The organism is uncultured Ruegeria sp. (assembly GCF_947489545.1).
Lineage (GTDB): Bacteria > Pseudomonadota > Alphaproteobacteria > Rhodobacterales > Rhodobacteraceae > Ruegeria.
Map to the genome: position 1 here is coordinate 58,207 of NZ_CANLDZ010000022.1, position 24,222 is coordinate 82,428.

Genomic DNA, 24,222 nt, shown 5'->3' on the forward strand with positions numbered 1-24,222 from the left:
GCCTCAACCCATTTTCGGAACGGAGACATGGACCATGAAACCCCACCGGCTTCTTCCTACTCTGCTGTTGTTCGCAGCCCCCGCATTTGCTGCGGGTGAAGACGCAGCTGCCGTCTGCGCCGAGGCTGAAGAACGCTATTTGGAGATGTTCGATCAGCCCTCGTCATCGGTTGACGAGGCTGAGCTGGTATTGATGTACAAGTACAACTTTTGCCCCGCCGACCTAACGGTGCAGGCAGGGGCCACGGTGCGCTGGGTCAACGTGGACAAACGCACCAGCCACAGCGTGCTGTTGAAAGATGGAAGCGCACCCGAAAGCGATCGGCTGTTCCCGGAAGAATCCGTGGAAATGACCTTCCTTACCCCCGGTCCGCAGAACTACCTGTGCGGGCCGCATTGGGAGACACAGAACATGATCGGGATGATCACGGTCGAGCCCTGACCAATGGCGAACTACTGGCAAGATCAAAGGGGCGCGGTCGCAAATCCCGCGCTCCTTAACTTTAGTCAAGGAAGCTGCGCAGATACTGCGCCACGCTCGCCCCATGACACGCCCGGTTCACCCAGCAACGTCCCAGTTTCGCATCGGATCCGCAGATGGGATCTGCCGGACATCCCGGGTTCAGACGACATTCAGAACAAGCGAGTTTACACATGAGTGGTAAGGTTTTTCTGATCGGTGCCGGTCCAGGTGACCCCGAGCTTTTGACCCTGCGCGCGCTGCGGATGCTGCAACAGGCCGATGTGGTGGTCTATGATCGTCTGGTCTCGGACGACATCCTTGCCCTGCATGCGGACGCGGCGCAGCTGATCCCCGTTGGGAAAGCCCCGAAATGCCACACCGTCCCGCAGGATCGCATCAACGAGATTTTGCTGGAACAGGCCCGCGCTGGGCACAATGTAGCCCGTCTGAAAGGCGGCGATCCGATGGTTTTTGGTCGTGGTTCGGAAGAGGCCGCGTATCTGATCGCGCGCGGTGTCGCAGTCGAATATGCCCCTGGCATTACGGCCGCGCAGGGAGCCTCCAGCTCGACCGGAGTGCCTTTGACACATCGTGGTCTGGCAACATCGGTTCAGTTTGTCACCGGGCATCGACAGGCTGACAAGGTTCTTGATCTCGACTGGAAGCGGTTGGCTGATCCCGACTCGACGGTTGTGATCTATATGGGCGTCGCCAATATCGGCCAGATTGCCATGGGTCTGATGACTGAAAACCTGTCCGGGTCCACCCCGGTTCTGGCGGTCAGTAATGCAACCACCCCGGATGAATGCCGCCTGCTGTCGCGCCTTGACCGGATCGCCACGGATGCACGCACGGCCGCGCTCAGGGCGCCAACGCTGTTCATCATCGGGAGTGTTGTTTCGCTGTATGCGCAACAGCCGGTCGCCCGTGTTTTGGAACAGGCCCATGGCTAGCCTTGCTCATATCCAGTTGGGGTTGCGCTCTGCCGCGCCCGCCGGCGGTTCGGGCTGGACCCTGCGCGCCTTTCTGACAACTGCAGTGCTTGTCGCAACCTCGGCTTTTGCCGCTGACGCTTTGGATCCCAACGCCCTGAAGCGACTTGTTCACCAGGATTGTGGGTCATGCCACGGCCTGTCCTTGAAAGGCGGGCTTGGCCCTGATCTTCGAGCCGAAACACTGGATCACTACGACGCCGAGGTGCTGACCGGAGTGATTCTGGACGGCATTCCGGACACTGCGATGCCCCCATGGCGACCTCTGATCAGCCCGGAAGAGGCCGAGTGGATCGCCCGCTACCTTCTGGAACCGGAGGCACAATGAAACATCTCGTCCTTGGCCTTGTCGCAATCCTGATGATGACTGCCGCCCATGCGGAACCCACAGCGACCGGAGATCTGGGGCTGGTGATTGAACGTGCCAAGGGCTCGGTCCTGCTGGTTGATCAGTCCGACCGCGCGGCACTGGCGCGCATTGAAGGTTTGGGCGATCTGTCCCATGCCTCATTGGTCTATTCACCGGATCAACGCTTTGCATATGTGTTTGGGCGCGATGGCGGGCTGACCAAGGTCGATATCGTAACTCGGCAAATCGCCAACCGTGTCGTGCAATCCGGCAATGCCATCGGAGGCGCCATTTCGGATGACGGCACCCTTGTCGCGGTATCAAATTATGAACCCGGCGGTGTCCGCGTTTTCGATGCCGATACGCTCGACTTGGTGGCTGACATCCCGACCGGCGGCAAAACCATTGGCTTGGTTGACGCCCCGGGCCGCCGCTTTGTCTTCACCATGTGGGACTCTGGTGAAACTTGGATTGCCGATTTTACCGCAGGCAAACCCGAGATCACCAAGATCACCGATATGGGTAAGAACCCGTATGACGCGCTGATCACCGCCAATGGTCGCACCTATATCACCGGCCTCTTCGGCGAGGATGGTCTGACCGCACTGGACCTATGGGGGGACCGCCAAGAACCGATCCGCGTGCTGCCCGGCTACGGACGCGGGCAAGAGGAAATGCCCGTCTACAAGATGCCCCATCTGGAAGGCTGGGCGCTGACCGGTCGGGAATTCGTTCTGCCCGCTGTGGGCCATCATGAAATCCTCTGGATCGACGCCGACACGCTGGTTGAAACCGGTCGTACCCAAACTCATGGACAGCCGGTCTTTGCCATGGCTCGCCCCGATGGGCGGCAGGTTTGGGTCAACTTTGCCCATCCTCTGAACGACACGATCCAGGTGATCGATTCCGTCAGCAAGAAGGTGATCCATGAATTCAAACCCGGTCCCGCTGTGTTGCATATGGAGTTCACACCGCGCGGTCATGAGGTTTGGATCAGCGTGCGGGACGCCAACAAGGTCATGATTTATGACACGCAAAGCTTTGAAAAACTGCGTGAAATTGATGCGGACAGCCCGTCCGGCATATTCTTCACTGCCCGCGCGCACAGAACGGGGCTGTAATCTATGCATCATATTACCGACCCGATCGACCGCCGCCTGCTGGATGAATTCCAGCGCGATTTTCCCGTTGTTGACCGCCCCTTTCAGCCGCTGGCTGATGCCCTGGGCTTGGATGAGGCGGGTGTTCTTGATCGTCTTGCCCGCATGCGGGCGACAGGGCGGATCACGCGAGTGGGTGCGACGATCGCACCGGGCGCGGTTTCCGCCAGCACTTTGGCTGCTGTCGCCGCGCCGGATGAGCGGCTGGAAGAGGTCGCCGCTCTTATCGACGCTGAACCGGGCGTGAACCACAATTACCAACGCGAAGATGACTGGAACCTTTGGTTTGTCGCCACGGGCCCGGACCGGGCGCATGTGGATGAGACTCTGGCGCGGATTGAGGAGAGGACCGGACTGCATGTTCTGGATCTGCGGCTGGTACGCCCATTCAATGTGGATCTGGGCTTTCGCATGTCAGGCACTTCCCATGATGTGCCGCGGCCGCGCAAGGTGGATCGCACTGCCATGCAGGACGGCGACCGTTCGTTGTTGCAGGCGCTCAGTTCCGGTCTGCCTTTGGTCACCGATCCCTATGCTGCTTTGGCCCGGTCATTGGAACGGAACGCAGATGACGTGATGGTACGGATCAAAGCGCTGCATGCGGCGGGCATCGTCTCGCGCCTAGGCGTGATTGTACGACACCGCGCTTTGGGCTGGTCGGCCAACGCAATGGTGGTCTGGGACATGCCGGCCGAACAGGTCTCGGTCGCAGGACCCGCCCTGGCGGCACATCCCGGAGTCACGCTGTGTTACGAGCGACGTCCAGTTGAAGACGTCTGGCCTTATCGATTGTATTCCATGATCCACGCGCGCTCGCGGAGCGAGGCGCGGCAAGTGCTGGCAGGGGCCGCCGCCCTGCCAGAGATGTTCGGGGCGCAGCACAAGGTGCTGTTCTCAATCCGCTGTTTCAAACAGACAGGCGCATTGATCAAACACGATGAGGCCGCAGCATGACGTTAGACAGAACCGACCGCGCGATCCTGAACCGCATGCAAGATGATTTGCCGCTGGTATCTAACCTGTATGGCGCGATTGCACAGGAGCTGGGTATCTCTGAAAGCGAGCTGCTCAGCCGTCTGACCCGCTTGCGTGAAGATCGTGTGATCACCCGGTTTGGCCCGTTCTTTGACGCCGCTGCGATGGGCGGCGCGTTCTGCCTGTGTGCCATGGCGGTTCCTTCAGAAGATTTCGAAACCGTCCTGACCAAAGTCAATGCGCATCCCGAGGTGGCGCATAATTATGAACGCACACATCGGCTGAATATGTGGTTCGTGTTGGCCACCGAAACCGCCAACGGTATCGGGAATACAGCCGAAGCAATCCAACGGGAAACAGGGATCGAGGTCCTGCAATTCCCCAAACTTCAGGAATTCTTTATCGGCTTCAGGGTAGCAGCATGATCGACGCGAAAGACAGACAGATTATCGAGGCTCTGCAAGGTGGGTTGCCCCTTGTACCCGCGCCTTTCGCGCATGTGGCCGAAACACTTGGGTTGGCCGAGAGCGCGCTGCTCAATCGTCTGGCAGAACTTAAGGCGCGTGGCGTGATCCGTCGCATCGCTGCCGCACCCAATCACTACAAACTGGGCATGACTTCGAATGGAATGACCGTTTGGGATGTCGATGACGACCAGATCAGTGAACTGGGCATGCATATCGGTGCGTTGCCCTTTGTCACCCATTGCTACGAACGCCCGCGCGCGTTGCCAGACTGGCCCTATAACCTGTTTGCCATGGTACATGGCACCAACCGCGCCGAGGTCGAAGAGAAACGTGACCAGATCGGCGCCATTTTGGGCGTCACCTGTCGCGCCAGGGACATCCTTTATTCCACGCGCATCCTGAAAAAGACCGGCCTGCGTCTGAAAACAAAAGAACAAGTGAAAGGCTGAGACCATGTTCCGCCTGACCGAATACATGCACCAACTGGTCACCCCGACCCCGGTGCGCAAGCGCCGCTCCGGCCCGGTGAAGCCGGTGGTGATCTGGAACCTGACTCGGCGCTGCAACTTGAAATGTCGTCACTGCTACACCGTCTCGGCGGATGTGGCGTTCCCGGGCGAGCTCAGTCATGAGCAAGCCATGGAAACCCTTGAGGATCTTGGCCAGTTTCGCGTCCCGGCCTTGATCCTCTCGGGTGGGGAACCTCTGGACCGGTTCGATTTCTTCGACATCGCCAATCGGGCCCGCGATCTGGTGCCAATGCTGGCACTGTCGACCAATGGCACCCGCATTCACGGCGAAACCGCCGATAGGATCGCTGATGTGGGATTTAATTATGTCGGCATCTCGTTGGATGGGATCGGCGCCACAAACGATTGGTTCCGGGGCGTTGAGGGCGCCTTTGTCGACGCCTTGCGGGGCGTGCGCGAATGCAAGAAGCGCGGCATCAAAGTTGGCCTGCGCTTCTGCCTGACCGAAGGTACGCAACATCATTTACCCGATCTGCTGCAGCTCTGCGATGATGAGGGCGTCGATAAGTTCTACCTGTCCCATCTGGTCTATGCCGGGCGCGGCGACAAGAACCGGGGAGAGGATGCCGAACACCTACGTACCCGCAAAGGTCTGGACCTGTTGCTGGAACGCGCGTGGGAGGCCGCCTCGGGCGGGCGACCGCTCGATATCGTGACCGGCAACAATGACGCCGACGCAGGCTATTTCCTGAATTGGGTCCGCGCGAATTTCGATGCAGAGAAAGAGGTGCATGTGCGCGACCATCTGGTCCGTTGGGGCGGAAACTCCAGCGGTCTGGGTGTGGCGAATATCGATAATCTGGGCCGGGTTCACCCGGACACTTATTGGTCGGATTACACGGTCGGCAACGTTAAAACGACATCGTTTTCCGAGCTCTGGACCGGCGACGACCAAATGCTGGCCATGCTGCGCACCCGCCCGCGTCCGCTGAAAGGGCGATGTGGAGCCTGCCAGCTCAAGGATGTCTGTGGCGGGAATACCCGCATCCGGGCCTTGCAACTGACCGGTGATCCCTGGGCCGAAGACCCGGCCTGCTACCTGTCAAACGATGAAATCGGTGTGGATGATGCAGGTGAGCGTCTACAGGTCACGCCGTTCCGTGGGAAACGTTATGATCCGGCACATCAGTTCTTTTGACGCTGTTGGCTCTGTGCGCCCAGCCGCAGAGCTGTTGAGTTGTATCGGAGCCTCCGGCGGGAGTATTTTTGAAAGGGTGAAGATCGGAGTGTTGTGCTCAATCCTCGGCGTCGGGGCTGCTTGGGCAGACGCGCCATCAGACTACGCCGAACATTGCGCCTCATGTCATGGCGAAACCCGTCTGGGCGGCATTGGTCCTGCATTGATCCCTGAGACTTTGAAACGCATGCGCGGCCCCCGCGTCGCGGCCGTGATTGCCGAAGGGCGGCCGGCCACCCAGATGCCCGCGTTTTCGTATGAGTTGGACGCGCTGCAAATTGAAGAACTGGCCGGATGGTTGAAATCACCGTTGGAAAGCAATCCTGAGTGGGGTGAGGCCGAGATCATCGCAAGCCGCATTCTGGATGAGGCTTATGACTCAGTTGATGTCCCTGTCTGGGACAGTGACCCGATGAACATCACCTTGGCCGTTGAAACCGGCGATCATCACGTTAGCGTTTTAGATGGCGATACGTTCGATGTTCTGGACCGGTTCGAAACCCCCTTTGCCGTCCATGGCGGCCCGAAATTCAGCCCCGATGGGCGTTACGTGTTCATCATGTCTCGCGATGGCTGGGTGCAAAAGTATGACATCTGGGCGTTGCAACAGGTGGGCCGCGTGCGGGCGGGGTTGAACAGCCGCAACATCGCTATGTCCGGTGATGGCAAGTGGGTGGCGGTGGCGAATTATCTGCCGAACTCTCTGACACTGCTGTCGACCTATGATCTATCGGTGGCGAAAGTTATCGATGTTAAGAGCAAGCGGGGTAATTCCAGTCGGGTTTCGGCCGTCTATCAGGCTCCACCACGTGAAAGCTTTGTTTTGGCGCTTAAGGATGTGCCGGAGATCTGGGAGGTTTTCTATGGCGGCAATCCTCCGCAATCCGGATTGGGCCATGATTTTCGCATTGAAGGGCAATTCAAGAACCCTGATCCATTCCCGGTGCGTAAGATCAGCACGCCCGACTATCTGGACGATTTCTTTTTCGATCAGAGCTATGAATACGTCATGGGTGCGTCCCGCGATGGCAAGGGCGGTCAGGTCATCGATCTGGTCATCGGCCAGAAGGTGGCTGATCTGGACCTGCCGGGGATGCCGCATCTGGGATCGGGAACCACGTGGCAGTATGGCGATACAACGGTGATGGCGACGCCGCATCTGACCGATAACACCGTTTCCGTGATCGACATGCAGACATGGGAGACCGTCAAGCGGATCAAGACAGAAGGGCCGGGGTTCTTCATGCGCAGCCATGAGAATTCGCCCTACGTTTGGGCTGATGTGTTCTTTGGCCCCAACAAGGACGCGATGCATGTGATCGACAAGCAAAGCCTTGAGATCGTGAAAACGCTGCGCCCTGCGCCGGGCAAGACTGTGGCCCATGTGGAATTCACCAAGGATGGCAGCCACGCGCTGGTTTCGATCTGGGAAGATGACGGCGCGGTAATCGTCTACGATGCGCAGACGCTTGAGGAAATCCGCCGTCTGCCGATGCGCAAACCTTCGGGAAAGTATAATGTCTGGAACAAGATCACCTTCTCGGAAGGCACCAGCCACTGATGGCAGATGGCCGGTGTGGAAACTGGCCATATTGCTTTATCCGGCGACCGCATTGGCGGTTGCCATCAACCTGTTTCTGGCGGGGCTAGTCCTGCACGGTTTGGGGTTCAGCGTAATATCTCCGATCACCGCACTGTGGTGGTGTTTGCCCTTGGGTGCGCCCGCATCCTGGTTGGCCGGACGCTGGGTGCGTGGGTTGATGGATGAGGCTGACAGGTAAGCTTTTGTTCATGATCTCCTGAGATGCGACATCCCGCAAAACGCGGTTGCATAAAAAGCCGCCGATTTGAGAACACCTGACCTAAGTCAAGTTACCTAAAGCAAGAATCCCTTAGGACTCGGGAATGGTTACCGAGTTGGATTCTCAATGCCTGTCAATGTCACAACACACTACCTCCCTGTCCGTGCGTTTCGCACGGCATGTGGTTTGGCGGGCCTCTTCCTTCTGCTTTTGCAAACGTTTGGCCCGGCGCTGGCGAGCCCCGGGGAAAGCATGTGGATAGAGATCTGCTCGGAGGCAGGCGCGGTCTGGGTTGAGGTTGATCTTGATGAAGAAGGCCAAGACCCGACCATGCCCTGCCCGAAATGCGCTGACTGTACTTTATGCGCGATAACAGGGGTCGTTCCGGTCCTGGACGTTCCTGATTTGACGCGCATTGAGTTTTTACAACACGCGCAATTCCGGCGTGAGGACGTGTACAACTCAAACAATATGGCCTGGCTGTGGCCTGCAACCCGCGGACCCCCGCGTGGGCCCCAAGTCATAACCGAACGCGCCCCGCGCGTGACCATGGCGGCAATCCAAATATCCGGAGGTGCGCCGTGGTCGTAAGTCGCTCAATCCATTTTCTGCTGGCCTTCATCTTGTCCTGCCTGGTGACGCTGAGCGCACAGGCCGACAGCCTCGCCAGCTTCTTGCCCGAAATTGATCCCACTGATCTGGCACCCGGTGCTGATGGCTTTGGTCCGGTGCGCGCGGATGTTCCTGTTGCCCCCGTTTTGAAGGGTGGCGAAACGGTTGCATGGGCTTTCCTGACCTCTGATTTTGTCGGCACCACAGGGTATTCCGGCAAGCCGATCCATGTGGTCGCTGCTATCAATGACGACGCGGTTCTGACCGGTGTGCAACTGGTCAAACACTCGGAACCCATTGTTCTGATCGGTATCCCCAATTCGCGCATGGTCGAACTGACCGAAGGCTATGCAGGGCTTGACCTCAAACGCGAGGCCGAGACCGGTGGTGAGGGGCATGACCTCGACATCATTTCCGGCGCGACAGTGACCATCATGGTGATCGATGACAGCCTTGTGCGTGGCGGTATCAAAGTTGCCCGTGCACTGGGTCTTGGGGGGTTGTCTCCGTTGCAGGCCGATGGCCCGAAGCGCGAAATCGACATGACGAAGAACGCGACTTATGACTGGTCGACCCTGTCGGGCGACGGTTCGATCCGGCGGTTGACGCTGGATGTGGGGCAGGTCAACGCAGCTTTTGAGGCCACAGGTGATCAGCGTGCCATTAAACGCCCTGAACCGGGTGAGCCGGATGACACGTTCATCGACATGCACATGGCGCTGGTCTCGGTTCCGTCGATTGGCAAGTCGCTGCTGGGAGAGGCCGAATATCAGAACCTCGTCGAATCGCTGGACGAAGGCGAACAGGCCATTCTGGTGTTGGGACGCGGAGCGTACAGCTTCAAGGGCTCGGGCTATGTGCGCGGTGGGATTTTTGACCGCATTCAGCTCATTCAGGGCGACAACTCGGTACGCTTTTTTGACAAGCAGCAAGAGCGTCTTGGCAGAGTTGCCGCCCCCGATGCGCCCAGTTTCACCGAGCTGGATATCTTCAAAATCCCAGCTGAGGCCGAGTTTGATCCGGCCGAACCATTCCGGCTGCAATTACTGGTGCAGCGCTCGGTGGGTGCGGTTGAGAAGACATTCCTGACCTTCGATCTGGGCTACATACTGCCCGAGCAGTACTTGTTGCCCGTAGCAGCCCCCAAGATCGTCGATGACGCCACCAGCGAGGCCGCCGCCAAGGCCGCCCTGTGGCAGCGCATCTGGAAGGACCGCACTGTCGAGATTGCCGTTCTGGGCGTCATGCTGCTGGTGCTGACCGCGACCTTCTTCTTCCAGTTCCACGCGACCATGAATGCCCGTGTCTTCTATTGGTTCCGCATCGGTTTTCTGACCATGACCCTGTTCTTCATCGGTTGGTACGCCAACGCGCAGCTAAGCGTGGTGAACCTGATGGCGCTGGCAGGCAGCTTGCGGACCGGGTTCTCGTGGGATGCGTTCCTGCTGGATCCGCTGGTGTTTATCCAGTGGTTTGCTGTGGCTGCTGCCCTGCTGTTCTGGGGACGGGGTGCCTATTGCGGTTGGCTGTGCCCGTTTGGCGCGTTGCAAGAGCTGACAAACAAGATCGCGCGCGCGCTGAAGGTGCCGCAATGGACTCTGCCCTGGGGTCTGAACGAACGCCTCTGGCCTGCAAAATATATGATCTTCCTCGTGCTCTTTGGTATCAGCTTTGTCTCGATCCCGCTGGCCGAGAAATATGCCGAGGTCGAGCCGTTCAAGACCGCGATCATCCTGAAATTTATGCGCGAATGGCCCTTTGTGGTCTTTGCGCTGACCCTGCTGGGGATTGGGCTGTTCATCGAACGGTTCTACTGCCGCTATCTCTGCCCGCTGGGTGGAGCGCTGGCGATCCCGGCCCGTATCCGCATGTTCGACTGGCTGCGCCGCTACAAGGATTGCGGCACACCCTGTCAGACCTGCGCCAATGAATGCCCCGTTCAGGCGATCCACCCCACCGGTGAGATCAATCCGAACGAGTGCGTCACCTGCCTGCATTGTCAGGTGCTCTACCAGTCCGAGGACAAATGTCCCGTCGTTATCCGCCAGCTTAAGCGGCGGGCCAAGACAGGGTCGGTCCAAATGAAGACCCCACTCGGACAACCACCGGCGAACCATCCGAACGCCAAACCGTTAACCGCTTCCTAAAAGGAGGAGCAAATTATGTCGGAACATGACAATAAACTGAACATCACACGCCGCGGGATGCTGGGGGCAACCGCCACCGGCGCCGTGCTGGCAGGGACCGGACTGGGCTCGACCCTGATGACCGCAAAACAGGCCAGCGCTGCGGCCAATGCCAATCTCGAACCCGGTGAATTGGACGAATATTACGGCTTCTGGTCTTCGGGTCAGACAGGCGAGCTGCGCATTCTGGGCTTCCCGTCCATGCGCGAGCTGATGCGGGTGCCGGTGTTCAACCGCTGCTCGGCCACCGGCTGGGGTCAGACCAACGAGTCGCTGAAGATCATGAGCGATGGCCTGCTGCCTGAAACCAAAGAGTTTCTCGCCAAGCGCGGCCTAAAGACCTATGACAACGGCGACCTGCACCACCCGCACATGTCGTTCACCGACGGCACCTATGACGGTCGTTATCTGTTCATGAATGACAAGGCCAACACCCGTGTCGCCCGTGTGCGTTGCGATGTGATGAAATGCGACAAGATCACCGAGATCCCGAACGCCAAAGCGATCCACGGTCTGCGTCCGCAGAAATTCCCACGCACCGGATATGTCTTTGCCAATGGTGAAGATGAAACTCCGCTGGTCAATGATGGCAGCGTGCTGGACGATCCGTCGCAATACGTGAACATCTTCACCGCGCTGGACGGCGACACCATGGAAGTGGCATGGCAGGTGATCGTGTCGGGTAACCTCGACAACACCGACTGCGACTATCAGGGCAAATACGCCTATTCGACCTCGTACAACTCGGAAATGGGTATGAACCTGGCCGAGATGACAGAGAACGAGCTGGACCACGTTGTTGTTTTCAACCTTGCGGAAATCGAAAAGGGTATTGAGGCTGGCGACTATCAGGAACTGAAAGGCGTCAAGGTTCTGGATGGACGTAAGGGTCAGAACAAGAAGTACACCCGCTACATCCCGATCCCGAACTCGCCACATGGCATCAACACTGCGCCTGATGGCAAGCATGTCTGCATCAACGGTAAGCTGTCTCCCACCGTATCGATCATGGATGTGACCAAGCTGGACGCCCTGTTCGAAAGCGATGCCGATCCGCGGTCCTGCATTGTCGGTGAGCCGCAACTGGGTCTTGGCCCGCTTCACACCGCTTATGACGGTCAGGGCAACGCGTTCACCACGCTGTTCCTCGACAGCCAGATCGTGAAGTGGAACATCGACAAGGCAATCGAGGCTTACGGCGGCGCCGATGTCGATCCGATCATCTCGAAGGTCGATGTGCATTATCAGCCAGGTCACAACTCGACTTCTATGGGCGAAACCAAGGATGCCGACGGCAAGTGGCTGATTTCGATGAATAAGTTCTCAAAAGACCGCTTCCTGAACGTGGGTCCGCTGAAGCCTGAAAACGAGCAGCTGATCGACATCTGGTCGGATGAGATGAAGGTGGTGCACGACGGCCCGACCTTTGCCGAGCCGCATGACTCGATCATCGTTCGCAGCGACATCGTCAATCCGGTCAATGTCTGGGATCGCAACGATGTCACGTGGGAAGACGCCCGGAAACAGGCCGAGGCAGATGGCATCGATCTGGAAGAAGGCGCCGAGGAACCGATCCGGGATGGCAACAAGGTGCGGGTCTACATGACTTCGCAGGCACCGACCTTCAGCCTTGAGAAGTTCACCGTCAAACAGGGTGACGAGGTGACTGTTTACATCACCAACCTGGATGACGTGGACGATGTGACCCACGGCTTCTGCCTGGGTAACTACGGCATCGCAATGGAAGTTGCTCCGATGGCAACCGCCTCGGTCACCTTCACCGCCGACCGTCCTGGCGTGCATTGGTTCTATTGCCAGTGGTTCTGCCACGCGCTGCATATGGAAATGCGCGGCCGGATGCTGGTCGAGCCGCAGGGAGCATAACCCATGCGTTGGTCGCTGCTCATATCGCTCCTGCTCGGCTCGCCCCTTTGGGCGGCGGATTGGGATGTGCCCAACCGGGCAGGGGCCATCAATGAAATACTGGCTCAGGCGGCGGATGGGGACACCCTCCGCCTGAGCCCCGGTGTCTACACCGAAACACTGGTTCTGGACCGGCCCGTCACCATCGACGGGCTGGGACAGGCCACCATTGACGGACAAGGAAACGGCAGCGTCATAACAGTGACCGGGCCGGGCGTGACCGTGCGCGGGCTGACCGTGATCGGCTCAGGCTCAAGCCATGACGGGATCGACAGCGGCATCCAATTGACCAAGACGGCCACTGCGCCGGTGATCGAGGATAACGTGCTGCTGGGCAACCTCTATGGCATCGATATTCACGGGGCCAAGGACAGCATCGTGCGTGGCAATCGGATCGAAGGTCGCCAAGACCGGCGGATGAATGACCGCGGCAACGGCGTTTATGTCTGGAATGCACCGGGCGCAGTAGTCGAAGGCAATGACATCCGGTACGGGCGCGACGGGATCTTTGTGAACTCGTCCGAGAAAAACACCTTTACCGGCAATCTGTTCCGCGATCTGCGATTTGCCGTGCATTACATGTATGCCGACAATTCTGTGGTCAGCGACAATGTCTCAATCGGCAACGATCTGGGCTATGCGGTGATGTTTTCGACCAATGTGAAAGTGGTCGACAATGTCTCAATCGGTGACCGCGAACATGGCGTGATGCTGAACTACGCCAACAAGAGCGTCATAACCGGCAATGTGGTGAAGGGTGCGAAAGAGAAGTGTACCTTCCTCTATAACTCCAACAAGAATGAATTCACCGACAACTGGTTCCAAGGATGCGGCATCGGCATCCACTTTACCGCTGGCAGCGAACGCAACCGCATCGTTGGCAACGCGTTCATCGGCAACCGGACACAGGTAAAATACGTCTCGACCAAATGGGTCGAGTGGTCCGAAGACGGGCGCGGCAATTACTGGTCCGATTTCGCCGCATACGACGTGGATGGTAACGGCATCGCCGATGCCCCCTATCGCCCCAATGACTCGATGGACCATGTGTTGTGGACCCAACCCGCAGCCAAACTGTTGCTCGGCTCGCCTGCCGTGCAACTGGTGCGCTGGTCGCAATCCGCCTTCCCGGCGCTGTTGCCGGGGGGCGTGATGGACAGCAACCCATTGATGCAAGCCCCTGAACCCCCAGCAATGAAAAAGGTGCCTCATGACGGATAAGGCCCTGTCAATCGACCATGTTTTCAAGGACCGCGGAAAGACCCGCGTTCTGGACGATATCAACCTGTCTCTTGCCCCTGGCCAGCGCGTTGCGCTGCTGGGCCATAACGGCGCGGGCAAGTCGACGCTGATCAAATCCATCCTTGGACTGACGCCGATCCATGGCGGAGCCATTCGGATCGGGGACGCCACCCCCGGCAGCGCGCAAGCGCGCCGGGAAACGGCCTATCTGCCCGAGGCAGTCTCGTTCCATCCCGCCCTGACCGGGCGGGAGCAGTTGACCCAGTTTGCGAAGCTGTCCGGTGAAAAGGCCGATGTTCCGGCCCTGCTGGAACGGGTAGGTCTTAGCGACGCGCTGGATCGCCGCATCGGCACCTATTCCAAAGGAATGCGGCAGCGTCTGGGTCTGGCGCAGGTCCTTTTGGGCAAGCCAAAGGTAGCACTTTTGGATGAGCCGACGAGCGGGCTGGACCCGATCTCACGGCAGGACCTCTACGCTATCATCGACGAGTTGGCAGCGCACGGGACCGCGGTCCTGATCGCCTCTCATGCCCTGACAGAGGTCGAGGCTCGAACTGATCGCATCGCCATCATGCGCAAGGGCCGGATGGTCGCCGACGACACTTTGAGCAACCTGTCAGCACTGGCCGGATTGCCAATCCGCCTGCAAGTGCTTGCCAGCACCAACCCAGATGCGCTTGCCGCCGAACTGGGCGGCAAACGGATCAACGGTGTCTCGGTCGAGCTGCTGTGTTCCCCAGATGACAAGATGGAGGCTCTGCGCCGTATCGCTGGGATGGGCGATGCGGTTGCGGATGTGGAAATGACTCCGCCCAAGCTGGAGGACCTTTATCGCCACTATGCACAGGAGGAGATGCAATGACCCGTTTCCTTGCCATCACCCGTTCTGAAATGCTGATCCTGCGGCGCAATCGCTGGCTGCTGGTCGCAACGCTTATCATGGTGCTGTTCGCGCTGGCGCTGACCTTTGCAGGCAGCGCGCCAACCGGCACGTTGGGCGTCGACATGTTGACCGTTTCGGTCGCGTCGATGACCACGCTGTCGGTTTATCTTGCACCTTTGCTGGCGCTGATGATCGCCTTTGATGCCATCGCCGGGGATGTCGATCGCGGCAGCCTGTCGCTGCTGCTGTCATATCCGGCAGGGCGCGGAGAGATTCTGCTGGGTAAGTTCACCGCGCATCTTGCGGCGTTGGCCTTTGCCATGTTCATCGGCTTTGGCGCCGCAGGAGCCGTCGCGGCTTGGTTCGGAGGCGCTGGGCCGGAAAGCCTGATGGCGCTGGTCCGCCTGATCCTCACATCAATCCTGTTGGGCGCCGTGTTCCTGGCGTTGGGATACCTGTTGTCCGCCCTGGCAAAGGGGGCCACTGCGGCAGCAGGCTTGTCGGCCGGGCTCTGGCTGGTTTTTGTCGTCCTCTACGATCTTGGGCTGTTGGGAGCCGTCGTCATGGACAAGGGCGGCACCTTCACCCAATCCGTCTTTCCATGGGTGATGGTGGCCAACCCGGCCGACGCTTTCCGACTATGGAACATCGCCGCAACCGAAGGCGTCGCGATGGCTTCGGGTATGACCGGTGCAGCACAGGCGCTGCCGGTCTGGGCGGCGCCCACCTCGCTGCTGATCTGGCCAGTGATCGGCTTTGCCCTTGCCCGCGCAGCGTTCCGAAGGGTTGAGCCATGAAACACCTTGCCCTGATAGCGCTCGTCGCATTGGCTGCCTGCAAGGAAGAGGTCGCCGAGGCCCCGAACCCTGTCGACCTGACCCCGGATGCACTAAGTTATTTCTGCCAGATGAATATCGCCGAACATGGCGGACCTAAGGGGCAGATCCATCTGAAGGGATACCCGACCCCGCTGTTTTTTGCGCAGGTGCGCGACATGGTGGCGTATCTCAAAAGCCCCGAGCGGGACGCCGAGATCACCGCCGTCTATGTCAGTGACATGGGTATCGCGCCCAGTTGGCGGCAACCGGGTATTTCAAATTGGATTATGGCCGACGGCGCGACATTTGTTGTTGGAGCCGACGTTGCGGGTGGTATGGGTGCCCGTGAGGTTGTGCCGTTTGCCGATCCGGCAGATGCCTCAGCTTTCATCGAACGGTTTGGCGGCTCCGCCCTGCCTCTGTCCGGCATTCCGAGTACCGAAGTTCTGGGACCGGTGGATCTGGATCTGCAGTTGGAGACACCAGCATGACCTATTTGTCCCGCCGCCGTTTCCTGTTCATGTCTGCGGCTTGCGCTGCCGTTCCCTCAAGCGCCATGCCGGCATCAATCGCCCGTTGGCGAGGCACTGCCTTGGGCGCACCGGCCAGTCTACGTTTGGTTGGGTTGACGGAGACCCAAGCCGCGCCAATCTTTGCGGCGGTCGAGGCCGAAGTGATCCGTCTGGAAAACATCTTCAGCCTGTATCGGCCCGACTCGGAACTGTGCCGTTTGAACCGGTATGGGCATTTGATCGCCCCAGCGCCGGAACTGTTAGATGTACTTGGTCTGTGCACAGCCTTGTTCGAGGCCACAGGCGGCGTTTTTGATCCCACAATTCAACCCCTCTGGGCCGCATTGGCAACCAGAGCACACTCGGACCAAGTGACTGCGGCCCGAGATACAGTTGGCTGGAACCGCGTGTCTGTTCAGACAGATCAGATCCGTCTGCCACAACCTGGTCGGTCGGCACTGACTTTGAATGGTATAGCGCAAGGCGCCATAACCGATCGTATCAGCGCGCTGCTGGCGTCGTATGGCTTACGTGATGTTCTGGTGAACATGGGAGAGATCGCGGCCCATGGGTGGCGCGCAGACGGGCAAGGCTGGCGCGTCGGTTTGGCTGGGCCCGAAGGCAAAGTTCAAAAGACCATCTCACTTCAGGACAGAGCCGTCGCAACCTCGGATCCCAACAGCATGATGCTTGCGGATCAGCAAGGTCATATCCTCAATCCAAAAGGCGACGAAGTTGCGATGCATACCGTGTCCGTCTCTGCGACCAATGCGGCCTTAGCCGATGGCCTATCTACGGCCTTGTGCGCACTTCCAAAACGCAGGGTGAAAGCTGTCATTGCGGCATTCTCCGGGGCCGTGCTGGAGATGTTTGTCTGATGACCAACCCGCCCGTCTTGCTCATTGACCCAAGTCAACGCAGGCGCCGTCTCTGCACGCTAGGCAGTGCGTACACCTCGGAGTCGAAAAGATGGTTTCAGATAAGATAGGCCGGTTTGTTTGGCATGACCTGTTCACCAGGAATGCCGCTCAGTCAAAATCATTCTATGAAAGGATTGCGGGCTGGAGCTACGTGACAGAGCACTCCATGGAGTTCGCGTGGGGTGGCGGGCAGGGGGACTACATTCTTACCCATTCGGAGGGCGAGGCAGGTGCTGGATTTGTCGAGTTGAATGACTCGGAGCATTTCGGATGGATGCCGTATATTGAGGTTCATGACGTCGACGCGACAGCTGAAAGGGCGCTGGAGCTGGACGGCACCGTCACCAAGGCACCGTTTGAAGTCAACGGAGTCGGTCGTAACTGTTTGCTACGCGATCCAAATGGCGCATATATCGGCATTACCCGGTCCAGCCACCAATACCCTGCGCCAGCAATGCAGTTCGGTGCTGAATTCTATTTGGCGCTGAAAGATGAGTTTCCCACAGAATTCTACAGCGACCTCTTTGGTTGGAGAGCTGCGCCCTTGGATCACACATACAAAGGACCTTGGCCAATCCTCTGTGCGGGGATCGAAATCGGATTTGTTCTCGCGGGCGCTCTCCAAGGGGGTACCATCCCATCATGGGTTCCTGGCATCAGGGTGCCCAATCAAACCGAAGCGCTGCGACAGGTCCAGAAGATGAAGGGGTCGGTTGTCAATCTGAAAGACGAACAACTAGAAGACAGGCGTCAGCCGATGGTCGTGGATTCAAACGGAACACTCTCTGTGCTCATGACTCGCTAAGACGGAATTTCAATTCTGATCCGCACGTGTTTCTCACTGAATGGGCTACCATGCGACATCGGGCAAATTTCAATACTCTCTTCGTGACTCCGCATCCATATTAGAAACGCAGGGACGTGTTGGTTAATGAACTTTACGCATCTGAAAAATATACATATTTTCTGGAAGAATGCCCACAATAGGGTTGGTTTAGTGGCGGAGAAGTCCGCCTAAAAATTTTCATAAGAAATTGAATTCGAAGAATTTAAACTTGCAATCACAAACATGTACCACAAAAGATACCACGCACTGTCGTTGCCTGTCGGCATTAGGTTTGTACTTCCAGCCGCATGCGAACTACAAAGATTAAGCGTAACTTGATGCGACCGGTTTACGCTCTATCATGGCACCTTAGGCCCGTGCAAAACACCTCTTAGACGTGGACTGGCAGAAGGAAATACAATTTTGAAAAGCATTTCCAGAACGGGCGAGAAGCCCCTATTGAGGGGCGAGAAAAAATCAGAGCAGGACCAATCGTTTCGAAATGTAGACCTTCACCTTCCTCCCAGCGTCCAACGTGCGCTTAGGCCGGTTTTTGCTGACAGAAGGATTGAAACGCTCATTCTGTTCGGCTCGCGAGCATTCGGTGACCACGATGAACGTTCTGACTTTGATATGGCGATTTCGGCGCCGAAGCTTGGACGCGTTGAGTTAATTCGGCTATGGGAAGAAATTGAACAATCTCGCAACCTATACCAGATTTCAATTTCATTGCTTGAGACCATGCCGCAGGCATTGAAAGACCGAGTATTACAAACAGGAATAGTACTTTATGAGCGCTCGACGACTGAAAGATAGCCTAGGAAATCTACAGAAGGCAGTTGCAAAGCTTGAAGATGCTTTGGCCATTCCAAGGGACCGAGAGTTGGTCTTTGAGGGGACAATTCAGCGATATGAAGTGGCAATCGAGCTGACGTGGAAAACCATCTTTAGAGCACTAAAATATGAAGGTGTAAGTGTCGAGCAGACACCGCGAAAAACCTTGGAAAAAGCCTTTCAGTTGGATTGGATCAGCGATGACGACTTATGGTTAGACATGGTCTCCCATCGTAATACAACTTCTCATGAGTATCTGGCGGAAGAGTTACTCGAAGAAAACTACGACGACGTAGTTAAAGTTACACCCACGATGAGGGAAATGCTCCAATTTCTCGAAAGCCGGTACGCGGAGATACTTGCTTCGGAAACTTAGCTAGAGCTCAATTCATGCAAAATTTGTGGGTCAGAAACTCGCTCAGCCTTGGCGGCGTATGCCGTTGGCAGTCTAAGTGTTCATGCATTCATGCTTCTTCAAAATTAAAAGGTTTTTACGCATTTCATAGAGGCCGGCAGCTTCACACTCCATGAGCTCTTCAAGTAGCTTCCTATAGGTCTTTTCGTGCATCCCTTTGGGTTTGGCCAAGCCGCATCCATCAAAAACTCTTTCGCAGTCTAGCCTAGTTCTGATTCTTGCAGCCTTTTCGAGAACGCGTTGCCATTTTGGTTGACGCTGTGACGGATAAACCAACTGATGGCAGTGCCGACACGCGAACACCTGTCCGCCATACAAAATAGCCACGCGCTTTCCACAACCACGCGCCGGACACTCAAACCACTGCCGCACTCCGCCCAAATGACACGGCTGGGAAAGAAGCCGGACGGTGTAGTTCATGTCCTGCCAGTCTTCTCCGGCCTGCCTGGACCTGTAGCGCAGCTGAACCGCCCCCGCTTTCACATCAGCGCTCATTTTCAATCTGTTGTCCGATGGTCCGCATGAGTTCACTCTGGCAGAACAGGACATGCTGGACGCTATCCGGTGGTCATCCAATGAACTGTCTGAAATGACCAACGAAGAAATTGCTCACAACGTTCAGGCGTTCTCTCCCGCCCAGCTACAGGGCTTCAAAAACAACGTGAAAGGCATCGCTCACGAACTGCAATTCGCAAGGGCTGAGAACAACGATGGCGACGAGTTTCGCGTGGAATTATTTGAGGCGACCAATCATCCCGGCGCAGACGTTCAAATCATCAACATGGAAACGGGAGAAGTCCGGGAGTTTCAGCTCAAGGCAACTTCATATGGGGCTTATGTTGAGGCGCACTTTGATAAGTACGATGACACGCCCGCGATGACCACATCTGAGGTCGCAGAGGAACATGGCTTTGCCTCAACCGGAATTTCCAACGAGCAGCTTTCTCACGATTTCGATAGCACGACGGAAAAACTGAGTTCCGACCCTGAACCGGAAATTTTGGACACCGTGGCATTTGCTGGAATCGTGTCTCTAGCCAGAAACGTGCGGGTGCTTCTGAACGGCGAAGCCATGAGCGAAGAGGCCCGCAAAGCTGCCGTAAGACGCAGTATGCAGGCGGGCCTCATTGCAGGAATTACAGAACTGATAATCTAAGCCGCTTTTCGCTTCTTGGCGCGGTAGTAGCGCCATTCGTTCGAAGGGAGTTCACGCCCCTTGGTCCGCTGAGTTGGTTTTGTCGTTAGCCGCCATTCATGGGCCTTGCGGTGATACCAATTCCCTTCCTTCTCAAGCACCAGAAATCCATGCTCCACCAGCTCTTTGTAAGCCCGCTGAACGGTTGCCTTGCCCAGTCCTAGCAATTCGCCCGCCTCGGCATAGGAAAGCGTCAGTGTGCCGTTGTTGCCGCCGTTGAAGCGAGTGTGTAGCTCCAACCAGAGCCGCACCGCTGCACCGGACAAACTGCGCCACGCCTCGCTACGCAATTGAGCGTAGGGGAGAGGCAGATACTGCCCCTCCGACTTTTGCTTGCTGCGCCCCATGGTCAGGCGGCATCCGGCGTGTCTGTGCCCGCTTTGGCGCTCTCAGGGCCATTTCCTTGTGCCGCCTTGAACTCCTGACGAAGTCCTTTGGCTGACCTTGGGAAATCCAAAGCCCGCCAGTCGCACCGTCCAGGCAAGCGGTAATGCGCGATGCGCTCCGGCCCTCTGTAGTCGGTTTGAATGGGCCAGTGATGCTTGCGCCGCAGATTGTGGATAATCGCGCCAAGCCGCCATCCCTGCGCCTCGCCAATTTCATCCATGTGGTTGATGGTGCGCCCCTGAATCAATGCTTTGCAGGTCCAGTAAATTTGCGTCCGGTTGCTGTGCCAGTGATTAGCCATATGTGATTTGTCCTTTACGGATTTGGAAAGATTGAACGGAGTTGCTCTGCCCGCACCAGCGGAACCGCCGTTCGATTTGTGTTGCAGGGTCATGGCCCGCCATGGCATCAACTGGACTTGCGAAGGTGGCAGTTAATGTCACTGGAAAGGCCCTGACCCCGCGTGCGGAGTTGGGGTTTTTCATTACGCGGCTTCCCCATCGGGAAGGACGCGTTGGGCGGTTAGGTAAGCGTTCAGGTCTGTGCCGTGATATCCAATCCGCCGCCCGATGCGGATAAAGGCAGGTCCGCGATTGCGGTGCCGCCATTGGGCGAGTTTTTCCACAGTCCCCAAAACACGAAGTTCAGGGTCTTCAGGAAAGTAGATGCGGTCATCGTCGAATACTTTGGTCATCTTTCGAACCTCATGGGTTGTTTTCGATGACTTATTCTTAGCCTCAAACTCCGTTCTCAAAACCCATTGGCTTGGAACCGTTTGGAAGTATTTAATTACTTCGAAATTTTTCGTTCTCTTAACTCACGGTCATAGTTCAATACGGAGCGTCCGGTGATTGGGTAACCGCTCGCGCTCAACTCTGCTGCCACCGCATCCGCACTCAATCCCTCTGGCAATCCCTTATGGTAGCGTAAGAGAAACTCTCGTTTGGCGGGTGAATTTTTTGGCCCGCGTTTCTTTGCTATCGCCTTGCCCTCATCCTCAAGTTCAGGTTTGCGCCAATGCTTGCTCTCTAAAAGAAGGGAGGCATATGTATCGTAGTATCCGTCTGGATACACGTCTGGATCAAAAACAACGTAGCACCCAAGAAATGGCCTAACGTACTTTTCGAAGGCTTCGTTTTCGAGACTTTCGCTAGGCCCATCCCCGAAGTATAAGTCAAAAAGATGCTTGGTGCGGTTATGTCGCATCACTAATCCACTTTCGCCGTCAATACAGCAATACCGCGCCCAGAGGTCAGCGCCTCTCATCCTTCCAGCATCATACTCCTTGAAGACACCAAGCAACTCGCTCATGCCGCGCAAAGGAAAGCTCAGGTGAAAATTAAAGAATTGATCGGGGTGATAAAAAATCGGGTGGTTTGCTCTCAGCAACCCACCGGAGCTTGAACAAAGAACAGCGCCAAACTCCTCATCCAGTTGGTTCATTATCCAGAATGAGATGAGTTCTATTTCAAATTCTGAGCTACTCAAATTCAGTTTTTTTCGAGCATATGTGTGCTCTTTCAGCGCCAGAATCTCCTGCCTCGGATTAATGTCTTCGTCCAAGGCCCGTTGAGAATCTTCATCCAAGATTTCCAACGCTTCCGCCAAGTACCGACGTTCTGCCAAATCGCGAACATTCGAGCGCGTTTCTCTCCAATCAAGGTATCCGGGCGGGCAAAACATCTTAAATTTGATCCTTCACTTTTCGGGCTACGTGGCTGCTCCAGTTTTTGGACAAACTTCGCCGCCTCAACAATAAATCCGACCGCGCATATGCGCGCTCAACTTCTGAACCCACTTGGTGCGCAAGCGCCGCCTCGGCCACCTCACGTGGAGCGCCAGATACTTCTGCCGCCCAATCCCGAAACGTGCTGCGAAAGCCATGTACGGTAAACTCGCCACACCCCATGCGCCGCAACAGCATTAACATCGACATATTGGACAAAGGATGGTGTCGCTTCTGACCTTCAAACAAATACGTTGAGGCCATCGCCTTCATCGGCTCCAAAATACGCAGCATTTCATCGGTCAAAGGTACGCGGTGCGGCTTGCCGCCTTTCATGCGTTCTTCGGGAATAGTCCAAAGCTGTGCGTGCCAATCAATTTCGTCCCACCTCATGTCCAGCACTTCGGACGTGCGACACGCGGTTAGAATCGTGAATTGCAAGGCTTTGGCGGCGGTGGCCGTGCGCTTGTCCAACTTTGCATAAAAGGTGGGCACGTCTTGCCACGGCATAGCATCATGGTGATGCACTTTGGCTTTCACCTTGGGCAATACGCCCGCTTCATTCACCGCTGTGACGGAGTTCTCGCCTTCACGAAAGCCGGACGCTTTGGCCACATCCAGAACCGCCTTGATGCGCTGGGCGAGCCGCTTGGCCGTTTCATGCTTCGTTGTCCAAATTGGAGAAAGGCACATCAACACTTCTGGCTGGCCGATGGCATCAACAGGCATGCGCCCAATTTTGGGGAAGGCATAGTCGCGCAATGTGTTGAGCCATTGCTGGCCGTGCTTGGGATTTTTCCATGTAGGCAAGCGGTCAATATGCACTTGGCGACTAAGCTCTTCGAACGTCGGCACCTCGCGCTTGGCATTGTATCGCGGGTTTAGGCCTGATTTTGCCATGCGCCGATATTCCAAGGCCCGCTCGCGTGCTTGGTTGAGCGTCACCACATCAGCCCCGCCCAATCCAAAATCCGTGCGCAGCGGTGCACCCTTGGCGTTCTTCTGGCCTTTGATCGTGACGCGCACAATCCAGCGCCGCGCACCCGATGGGTCCACAACGAGATATAGGCCCGCACCGTCGCCATGACGCCCAGGCCCAAGATTCTCGACTAGCTTTTTGGTTAGCTTCCCGCCCAGCGCCGCCACTCGACATACCACCTTATGTACCACACAATGAAAGCGTACATCGGCAACCGAATGAAATCTAGAAAAACCCAGATTGAGCAAGTTGTTTCAGGTTTTCTGAGGTTTAAGGCGGTTTGCGCCACCCAAGAAAATCGAACAAAAAGTGTGAGTGGCGGAGACGAAGGGATTCGAACCCTCGAGACGGTTTCCCGCCTACTCCCTTAGCAGGGGAGTGACATCGACAAATCCGAGAATAACAACATCACCGCAAAACCCAAATAAAATATAGGGTTTTTAAGAGAAAATCGGCAAATCTGAGGCAATCCCATTTTACGTCGATTGTGCAGAACAATGCGGGAACGCGCGCTGATAGTAGGCAATATTTGGGCAACATTTGTTCACGACCCGTTCCGGAAAGCTACTGGCGCGAGAGCAGTGTCTTTATGTCCTGACGGATTTCGCTGAGTGCCTTGCCGATATCGTTCTCGTGGCGGGACACTCGGGCGTGGACAGATTCAATGTCGGCCTTTCGGTCCTCTTTCTCGCGCTCGACGTCCTTCTCAATTGAGCGAAGCCGCTGCTTATTCAAAGCCTGCCCAACCTCCATGCGAACGCCGAACGCTGCGAGCACGACCGCCACCGGCCACAGGGTCTTAAACCAATCAACGACCGTCATATGCATCCTCTCGATTGTCTGGTGCGA

Annotated in this window: 29 protein-coding genes; 22 read left to right on the forward strand and 7 right to left on the reverse strand. The window is 56.9% G+C overall.

The genetic code is table 11. The features are described 5' to 3' along the window. The first annotated feature begins 34 nt into the window (after positions 1-34). From Q1B13_RS22555 to Q1B13_RS22655, 21 genes are all read left to right on the forward strand, one after another. Positions 35-442, forward strand: coding sequence for a plastocyanin/azurin family copper-binding protein (locus Q1B13_RS22555; RefSeq protein ID WP_299084420.1), 408 nt, complete (start codon positions 35-37; stop codon positions 440-442). A gap of 212 nt (positions 443-654) precedes the next feature. After that, positions 655-1,416, forward strand: coding sequence for a uroporphyrinogen-III C-methyltransferase (gene cobA / locus Q1B13_RS22560; protein ID WP_299084418.1), 762 nt, complete (start codon positions 655-657; stop codon positions 1,414-1,416). Further along, complete coding sequence (locus Q1B13_RS22565; protein WP_299084415.1) at positions 1,409-1,783, forward strand: cytochrome c; 375 nt, start codon at positions 1,409-1,411, stop codon at positions 1,781-1,783. Before cobA ends, Q1B13_RS22565 begins: the two co-directional genes overlap by 8 nt. Next, on the forward strand, positions 1,780-2,925 hold the full coding sequence (locus tag Q1B13_RS22570) for a cytochrome D1 domain-containing protein (protein ID WP_299084413.1): 1,146 nt from the start codon (positions 1,780-1,782) through the stop codon (positions 2,923-2,925). The genes Q1B13_RS22565 and Q1B13_RS22570 overlap by 4 nt, the downstream gene beginning before the upstream one ends. Positions 2,926-2,928: 3 nt before the next feature. Further along, positions 2,929-3,918, forward strand: a complete 990-nt coding sequence (locus Q1B13_RS22575) for an AsnC family transcriptional regulator (protein ID WP_299084408.1) — start codon at positions 2,929-2,931, stop codon at positions 3,916-3,918. Then, entirely contained in the window at positions 3,915-4,364 is a 450-nt protein-coding gene (locus Q1B13_RS22580; protein ID WP_299084406.1) for an AsnC family transcriptional regulator, read from the forward strand. Before Q1B13_RS22575 ends, Q1B13_RS22580 begins: the two co-directional genes overlap by 4 nt. After that, positions 4,361-4,855, forward strand: a complete 495-nt coding sequence (locus Q1B13_RS22585) for an AsnC family transcriptional regulator (RefSeq protein ID WP_299084404.1) — start codon at positions 4,361-4,363, stop codon at positions 4,853-4,855. The genes Q1B13_RS22580 and Q1B13_RS22585 overlap by 4 nt, the downstream gene beginning before the upstream one ends. Before the next feature lie 4 nt (positions 4,856-4,859). Then, positions 4,860-6,074, forward strand: a complete 1,215-nt coding sequence (gene nirJ / locus Q1B13_RS22590; RefSeq protein WP_299084401.1) for a heme d1 biosynthesis radical SAM protein NirJ — start codon at positions 4,860-4,862, stop codon at positions 6,072-6,074. Beyond that, positions 6,049-7,674 (forward strand): nitrite reductase, encoded by a 1,626-nt coding sequence (locus tag Q1B13_RS22595; protein WP_299084399.1) that lies wholly within the window; start codon positions 6,049-6,051, stop codon positions 7,672-7,674. Before nirJ ends, Q1B13_RS22595 begins: the two co-directional genes overlap by 26 nt. A gap of 13 nt (positions 7,675-7,687) precedes the next feature. Beyond that, the gene (locus tag Q1B13_RS22600; RefSeq protein WP_367180723.1) at positions 7,688-7,894 is read left to right on the forward strand and encodes a hypothetical protein; all 207 of its coding nucleotides are present in this window, start codon (positions 7,688-7,690) and stop codon (positions 7,892-7,894) included. A 147-nt stretch (positions 7,895-8,041) separates the two neighbouring features. After that, the gene (locus tag Q1B13_RS22605; protein ID WP_366871123.1) at positions 8,042-8,506 is read left to right on the forward strand and encodes a DUF2946 family protein; all 465 of its coding nucleotides are present in this window, start codon (positions 8,042-8,044) and stop codon (positions 8,504-8,506) included. Beyond that, a complete protein-coding gene (locus tag Q1B13_RS22610) occupies positions 8,497-10,674 on the forward strand; it encodes a NosR/NirI family protein (protein WP_299084394.1) in 2,178 nt (725 codons plus the stop codon). Before Q1B13_RS22605 ends, Q1B13_RS22610 begins: the two co-directional genes overlap by 10 nt. 15 nt (positions 10,675-10,689) lie before the next feature. Next, entirely contained in the window at positions 10,690-12,597 is a 1,908-nt protein-coding gene (gene nosZ, locus Q1B13_RS22615) for a TAT-dependent nitrous-oxide reductase (RefSeq protein ID WP_299084391.1), read from the forward strand. A 3-nt stretch (positions 12,598-12,600) separates the two neighbouring features. Next, positions 12,601-13,857, forward strand: a complete 1,257-nt coding sequence (locus tag Q1B13_RS22620) for a nitrous oxide reductase family maturation protein NosD (RefSeq protein ID WP_299084388.1) — start codon at positions 12,601-12,603, stop codon at positions 13,855-13,857. Next, on the forward strand, positions 13,847-14,740 hold the full coding sequence (locus tag Q1B13_RS22625; RefSeq protein ID WP_299084385.1) for an ABC transporter ATP-binding protein: 894 nt from the start codon (positions 13,847-13,849) through the stop codon (positions 14,738-14,740). The genes Q1B13_RS22620 and Q1B13_RS22625 overlap by 11 nt, the downstream gene beginning before the upstream one ends. After that, positions 14,737-15,558, forward strand: coding sequence for an ABC transporter permease subunit (locus Q1B13_RS22630; RefSeq protein WP_299084383.1), 822 nt, complete (start codon positions 14,737-14,739; stop codon positions 15,556-15,558). Before Q1B13_RS22625 ends, Q1B13_RS22630 begins: the two co-directional genes overlap by 4 nt. Beyond that, complete coding sequence (locus Q1B13_RS22635; protein ID WP_299084381.1) at positions 15,555-16,070, forward strand: nitrous oxide reductase accessory protein NosL; 516 nt, start codon at positions 15,555-15,557, stop codon at positions 16,068-16,070. The genes Q1B13_RS22630 and Q1B13_RS22635 overlap by 4 nt, the downstream gene beginning before the upstream one ends. Next, the gene (locus tag Q1B13_RS22640) at positions 16,067-16,969 is read left to right on the forward strand and encodes an FAD:protein FMN transferase (RefSeq protein ID WP_299084379.1); all 903 of its coding nucleotides are present in this window, start codon (positions 16,067-16,069) and stop codon (positions 16,967-16,969) included. The genes Q1B13_RS22635 and Q1B13_RS22640 overlap by 4 nt, the downstream gene beginning before the upstream one ends. Positions 16,970-17,060: 91 nt before the next feature. Continuing rightward, positions 17,061-17,816, forward strand: coding sequence for a VOC family protein (locus Q1B13_RS22645; RefSeq protein ID WP_299084377.1), 756 nt, complete (start codon positions 17,061-17,063; stop codon positions 17,814-17,816). Positions 17,817-18,260: 444 nt separating this feature from the next. After that, positions 18,261-18,653, forward strand: a complete 393-nt coding sequence (locus Q1B13_RS22650) for a nucleotidyltransferase domain-containing protein (RefSeq protein WP_299084375.1) — start codon at positions 18,261-18,263, stop codon at positions 18,651-18,653. Continuing rightward, positions 18,628-19,047 carry an HI0074 family nucleotidyltransferase substrate-binding subunit gene (locus Q1B13_RS22655; RefSeq protein WP_299084372.1) on the forward strand — a complete coding sequence of 140 codons (420 nt, stop codon included), beginning with the start codon at positions 18,628-18,630 and terminating at the stop codon, positions 19,045-19,047. Before Q1B13_RS22650 ends, Q1B13_RS22655 begins: the two co-directional genes overlap by 26 nt. 72 nt (positions 19,048-19,119) lie before the next feature. Here Q1B13_RS22655 and Q1B13_RS22660 read toward each other — a convergent pair whose 3' ends face one another. Then, positions 19,120-19,581, reverse strand: a complete 462-nt coding sequence (locus Q1B13_RS22660; RefSeq protein WP_299084369.1) for a hypothetical protein — start codon at positions 19,579-19,581, stop codon at positions 19,120-19,122. 52 nt (positions 19,582-19,633) lie between these two features. Between Q1B13_RS22660 and Q1B13_RS22665 the strand changes: the two genes are divergently transcribed. Then, positions 19,634-20,242, forward strand: coding sequence for a hypothetical protein (locus Q1B13_RS22665; protein ID WP_299084367.1), 609 nt, complete (start codon positions 19,634-19,636; stop codon positions 20,240-20,242). Here Q1B13_RS22665 and Q1B13_RS22670 read toward each other — a convergent pair. The 6 genes from Q1B13_RS22670 to Q1B13_RS22695 all read right to left on the reverse strand — a co-directional run bounded on the left by Q1B13_RS22670 (position 20,239) and on the right by Q1B13_RS22695 (position 24,195). Continuing rightward, positions 20,239-20,628: a helix-turn-helix domain-containing protein gene (locus tag Q1B13_RS22670; protein WP_299084364.1), complete on the reverse strand. Its 390-nt coding sequence runs from the start codon at positions 20,626-20,628 to the stop codon at positions 20,239-20,241. The genes Q1B13_RS22665 and Q1B13_RS22670 overlap by 4 nt on opposite strands. 2 nt (positions 20,629-20,630) lie before the next feature. Then, entirely contained in the window at positions 20,631-20,969 is a 339-nt protein-coding gene (locus Q1B13_RS22675; RefSeq protein ID WP_299084361.1) for a hypothetical protein, read from the reverse strand. 183 nt (positions 20,970-21,152) lie between these two features. Then, positions 21,153-21,362, reverse strand: coding sequence for a MerR family transcriptional regulator (locus Q1B13_RS22680; RefSeq protein ID WP_299084358.1), 210 nt, complete (start codon positions 21,360-21,362; stop codon positions 21,153-21,155). A 95-nt stretch (positions 21,363-21,457) separates the two neighbouring features. After that, entirely contained in the window at positions 21,458-22,294 is an 837-nt protein-coding gene (locus Q1B13_RS22685; RefSeq protein ID WP_299800511.1) for a hypothetical protein, read from the reverse strand. Between the two features lie 58 nt (positions 22,295-22,352). Next, complete coding sequence (locus Q1B13_RS22690; RefSeq protein ID WP_299800513.1) at positions 22,353-23,552, reverse strand: site-specific integrase; 1,200 nt, start codon at positions 23,550-23,552, stop codon at positions 22,353-22,355. 385 nt (positions 23,553-23,937) lie between these two features. After that, positions 23,938-24,195: a hypothetical protein gene (locus Q1B13_RS22695; RefSeq protein WP_299084351.1), complete on the reverse strand. Its 258-nt coding sequence runs from the start codon at positions 24,193-24,195 to the stop codon at positions 23,938-23,940. Positions 24,196-24,222: the final 27 nt, after the last annotated feature.

Bases quoted from the DNA above. Each gene is read 5' to 3' on its own strand.
- Q1B13_RS22570 (WP_299084413.1), top strand. From the start codon at position 1,780: ATGAAACATCTCGTCCTTGGCCTTGTCGCAATCCTGATGATGACTGCC.
- Q1B13_RS22605 (WP_366871123.1), top strand. From the start codon at position 8,042: ATGCCTGTCAATGTCACAACACACTACCTCCCTGTCCGTGCGTTTCGC.
- Q1B13_RS22580 (WP_299084406.1), top strand. From the start codon at position 3,915: ATGACGTTAGACAGAACCGACCGCGCGATCCTGAACCGCATGCAAGAT.
- Q1B13_RS22695 (WP_299084351.1), bottom strand. From the start codon at position 24,195: ATGACGGTCGTTGATTGGTTTAAGACCCTGTGGCCGGTGGCGGTCGTG.
- Q1B13_RS22645 (WP_299084377.1), top strand. From the start codon at position 17,061: ATGGTTTCAGATAAGATAGGCCGGTTTGTTTGGCATGACCTGTTCACC.
- Q1B13_RS22595 (WP_299084399.1), top strand. From the start codon at position 6,049: ATGATCCGGCACATCAGTTCTTTTGACGCTGTTGGCTCTGTGCGCCCA.
- nirJ (WP_299084401.1), top strand. From the start codon at position 4,860: ATGTTCCGCCTGACCGAATACATGCACCAACTGGTCACCCCGACCCCG.
- Q1B13_RS22670 (WP_299084364.1), bottom strand. From the start codon at position 20,628: ATGGGGCGCAGCAAGCAAAAGTCGGAGGGGCAGTATCTGCCTCTCCCC.
- Q1B13_RS22585 (WP_299084404.1), top strand. From the start codon at position 4,361: ATGATCGACGCGAAAGACAGACAGATTATCGAGGCTCTGCAAGGTGGG.
- Q1B13_RS22565 (WP_299084415.1), top strand. From the start codon at position 1,409: ATGGCTAGCCTTGCTCATATCCAGTTGGGGTTGCGCTCTGCCGCGCCC.
- Q1B13_RS22675 (WP_299084361.1), bottom strand. From the start codon at position 20,969: ATGGCTAATCACTGGCACAGCAACCGGACGCAAATTTACTGGACCTGC.
- Q1B13_RS22665 (WP_299084367.1), top strand. From the start codon at position 19,634: ATGCTGGACGCTATCCGGTGGTCATCCAATGAACTGTCTGAAATGACC.
- Q1B13_RS22625 (WP_299084385.1), top strand. From the start codon at position 13,847: ATGACGGATAAGGCCCTGTCAATCGACCATGTTTTCAAGGACCGCGGA.
- Q1B13_RS22660 (WP_299084369.1), bottom strand. From the start codon at position 19,581: ATGAGCGCTGATGTGAAAGCGGGGGCGGTTCAGCTGCGCTACAGGTCC.
- Q1B13_RS22555 (WP_299084420.1), top strand. From the start codon at position 35: ATGAAACCCCACCGGCTTCTTCCTACTCTGCTGTTGTTCGCAGCCCCC.
- Q1B13_RS22575 (WP_299084408.1), top strand. From the start codon at position 2,929: ATGCATCATATTACCGACCCGATCGACCGCCGCCTGCTGGATGAATTC.
- Q1B13_RS22655 (WP_299084372.1), top strand. From the start codon at position 18,628: ATGAGCGCTCGACGACTGAAAGATAGCCTAGGAAATCTACAGAAGGCA.
- cobA (WP_299084418.1), top strand. From the start codon at position 655: ATGAGTGGTAAGGTTTTTCTGATCGGTGCCGGTCCAGGTGACCCCGAG.
- Q1B13_RS22635 (WP_299084381.1), top strand. From the start codon at position 15,555: ATGAAACACCTTGCCCTGATAGCGCTCGTCGCATTGGCTGCCTGCAAG.
- nosZ (WP_299084391.1), top strand. From the start codon at position 10,690: ATGTCGGAACATGACAATAAACTGAACATCACACGCCGCGGGATGCTG.
- Q1B13_RS22620 (WP_299084388.1), top strand. From the start codon at position 12,601: ATGCGTTGGTCGCTGCTCATATCGCTCCTGCTCGGCTCGCCCCTTTGG.
- Q1B13_RS22630 (WP_299084383.1), top strand. From the start codon at position 14,737: ATGACCCGTTTCCTTGCCATCACCCGTTCTGAAATGCTGATCCTGCGG.
- Q1B13_RS22640 (WP_299084379.1), top strand. From the start codon at position 16,067: ATGACCTATTTGTCCCGCCGCCGTTTCCTGTTCATGTCTGCGGCTTGC.
- Q1B13_RS22680 (WP_299084358.1), bottom strand. From the start codon at position 21,362: ATGACCAAAGTATTCGACGATGACCGCATCTACTTTCCTGAAGACCCT.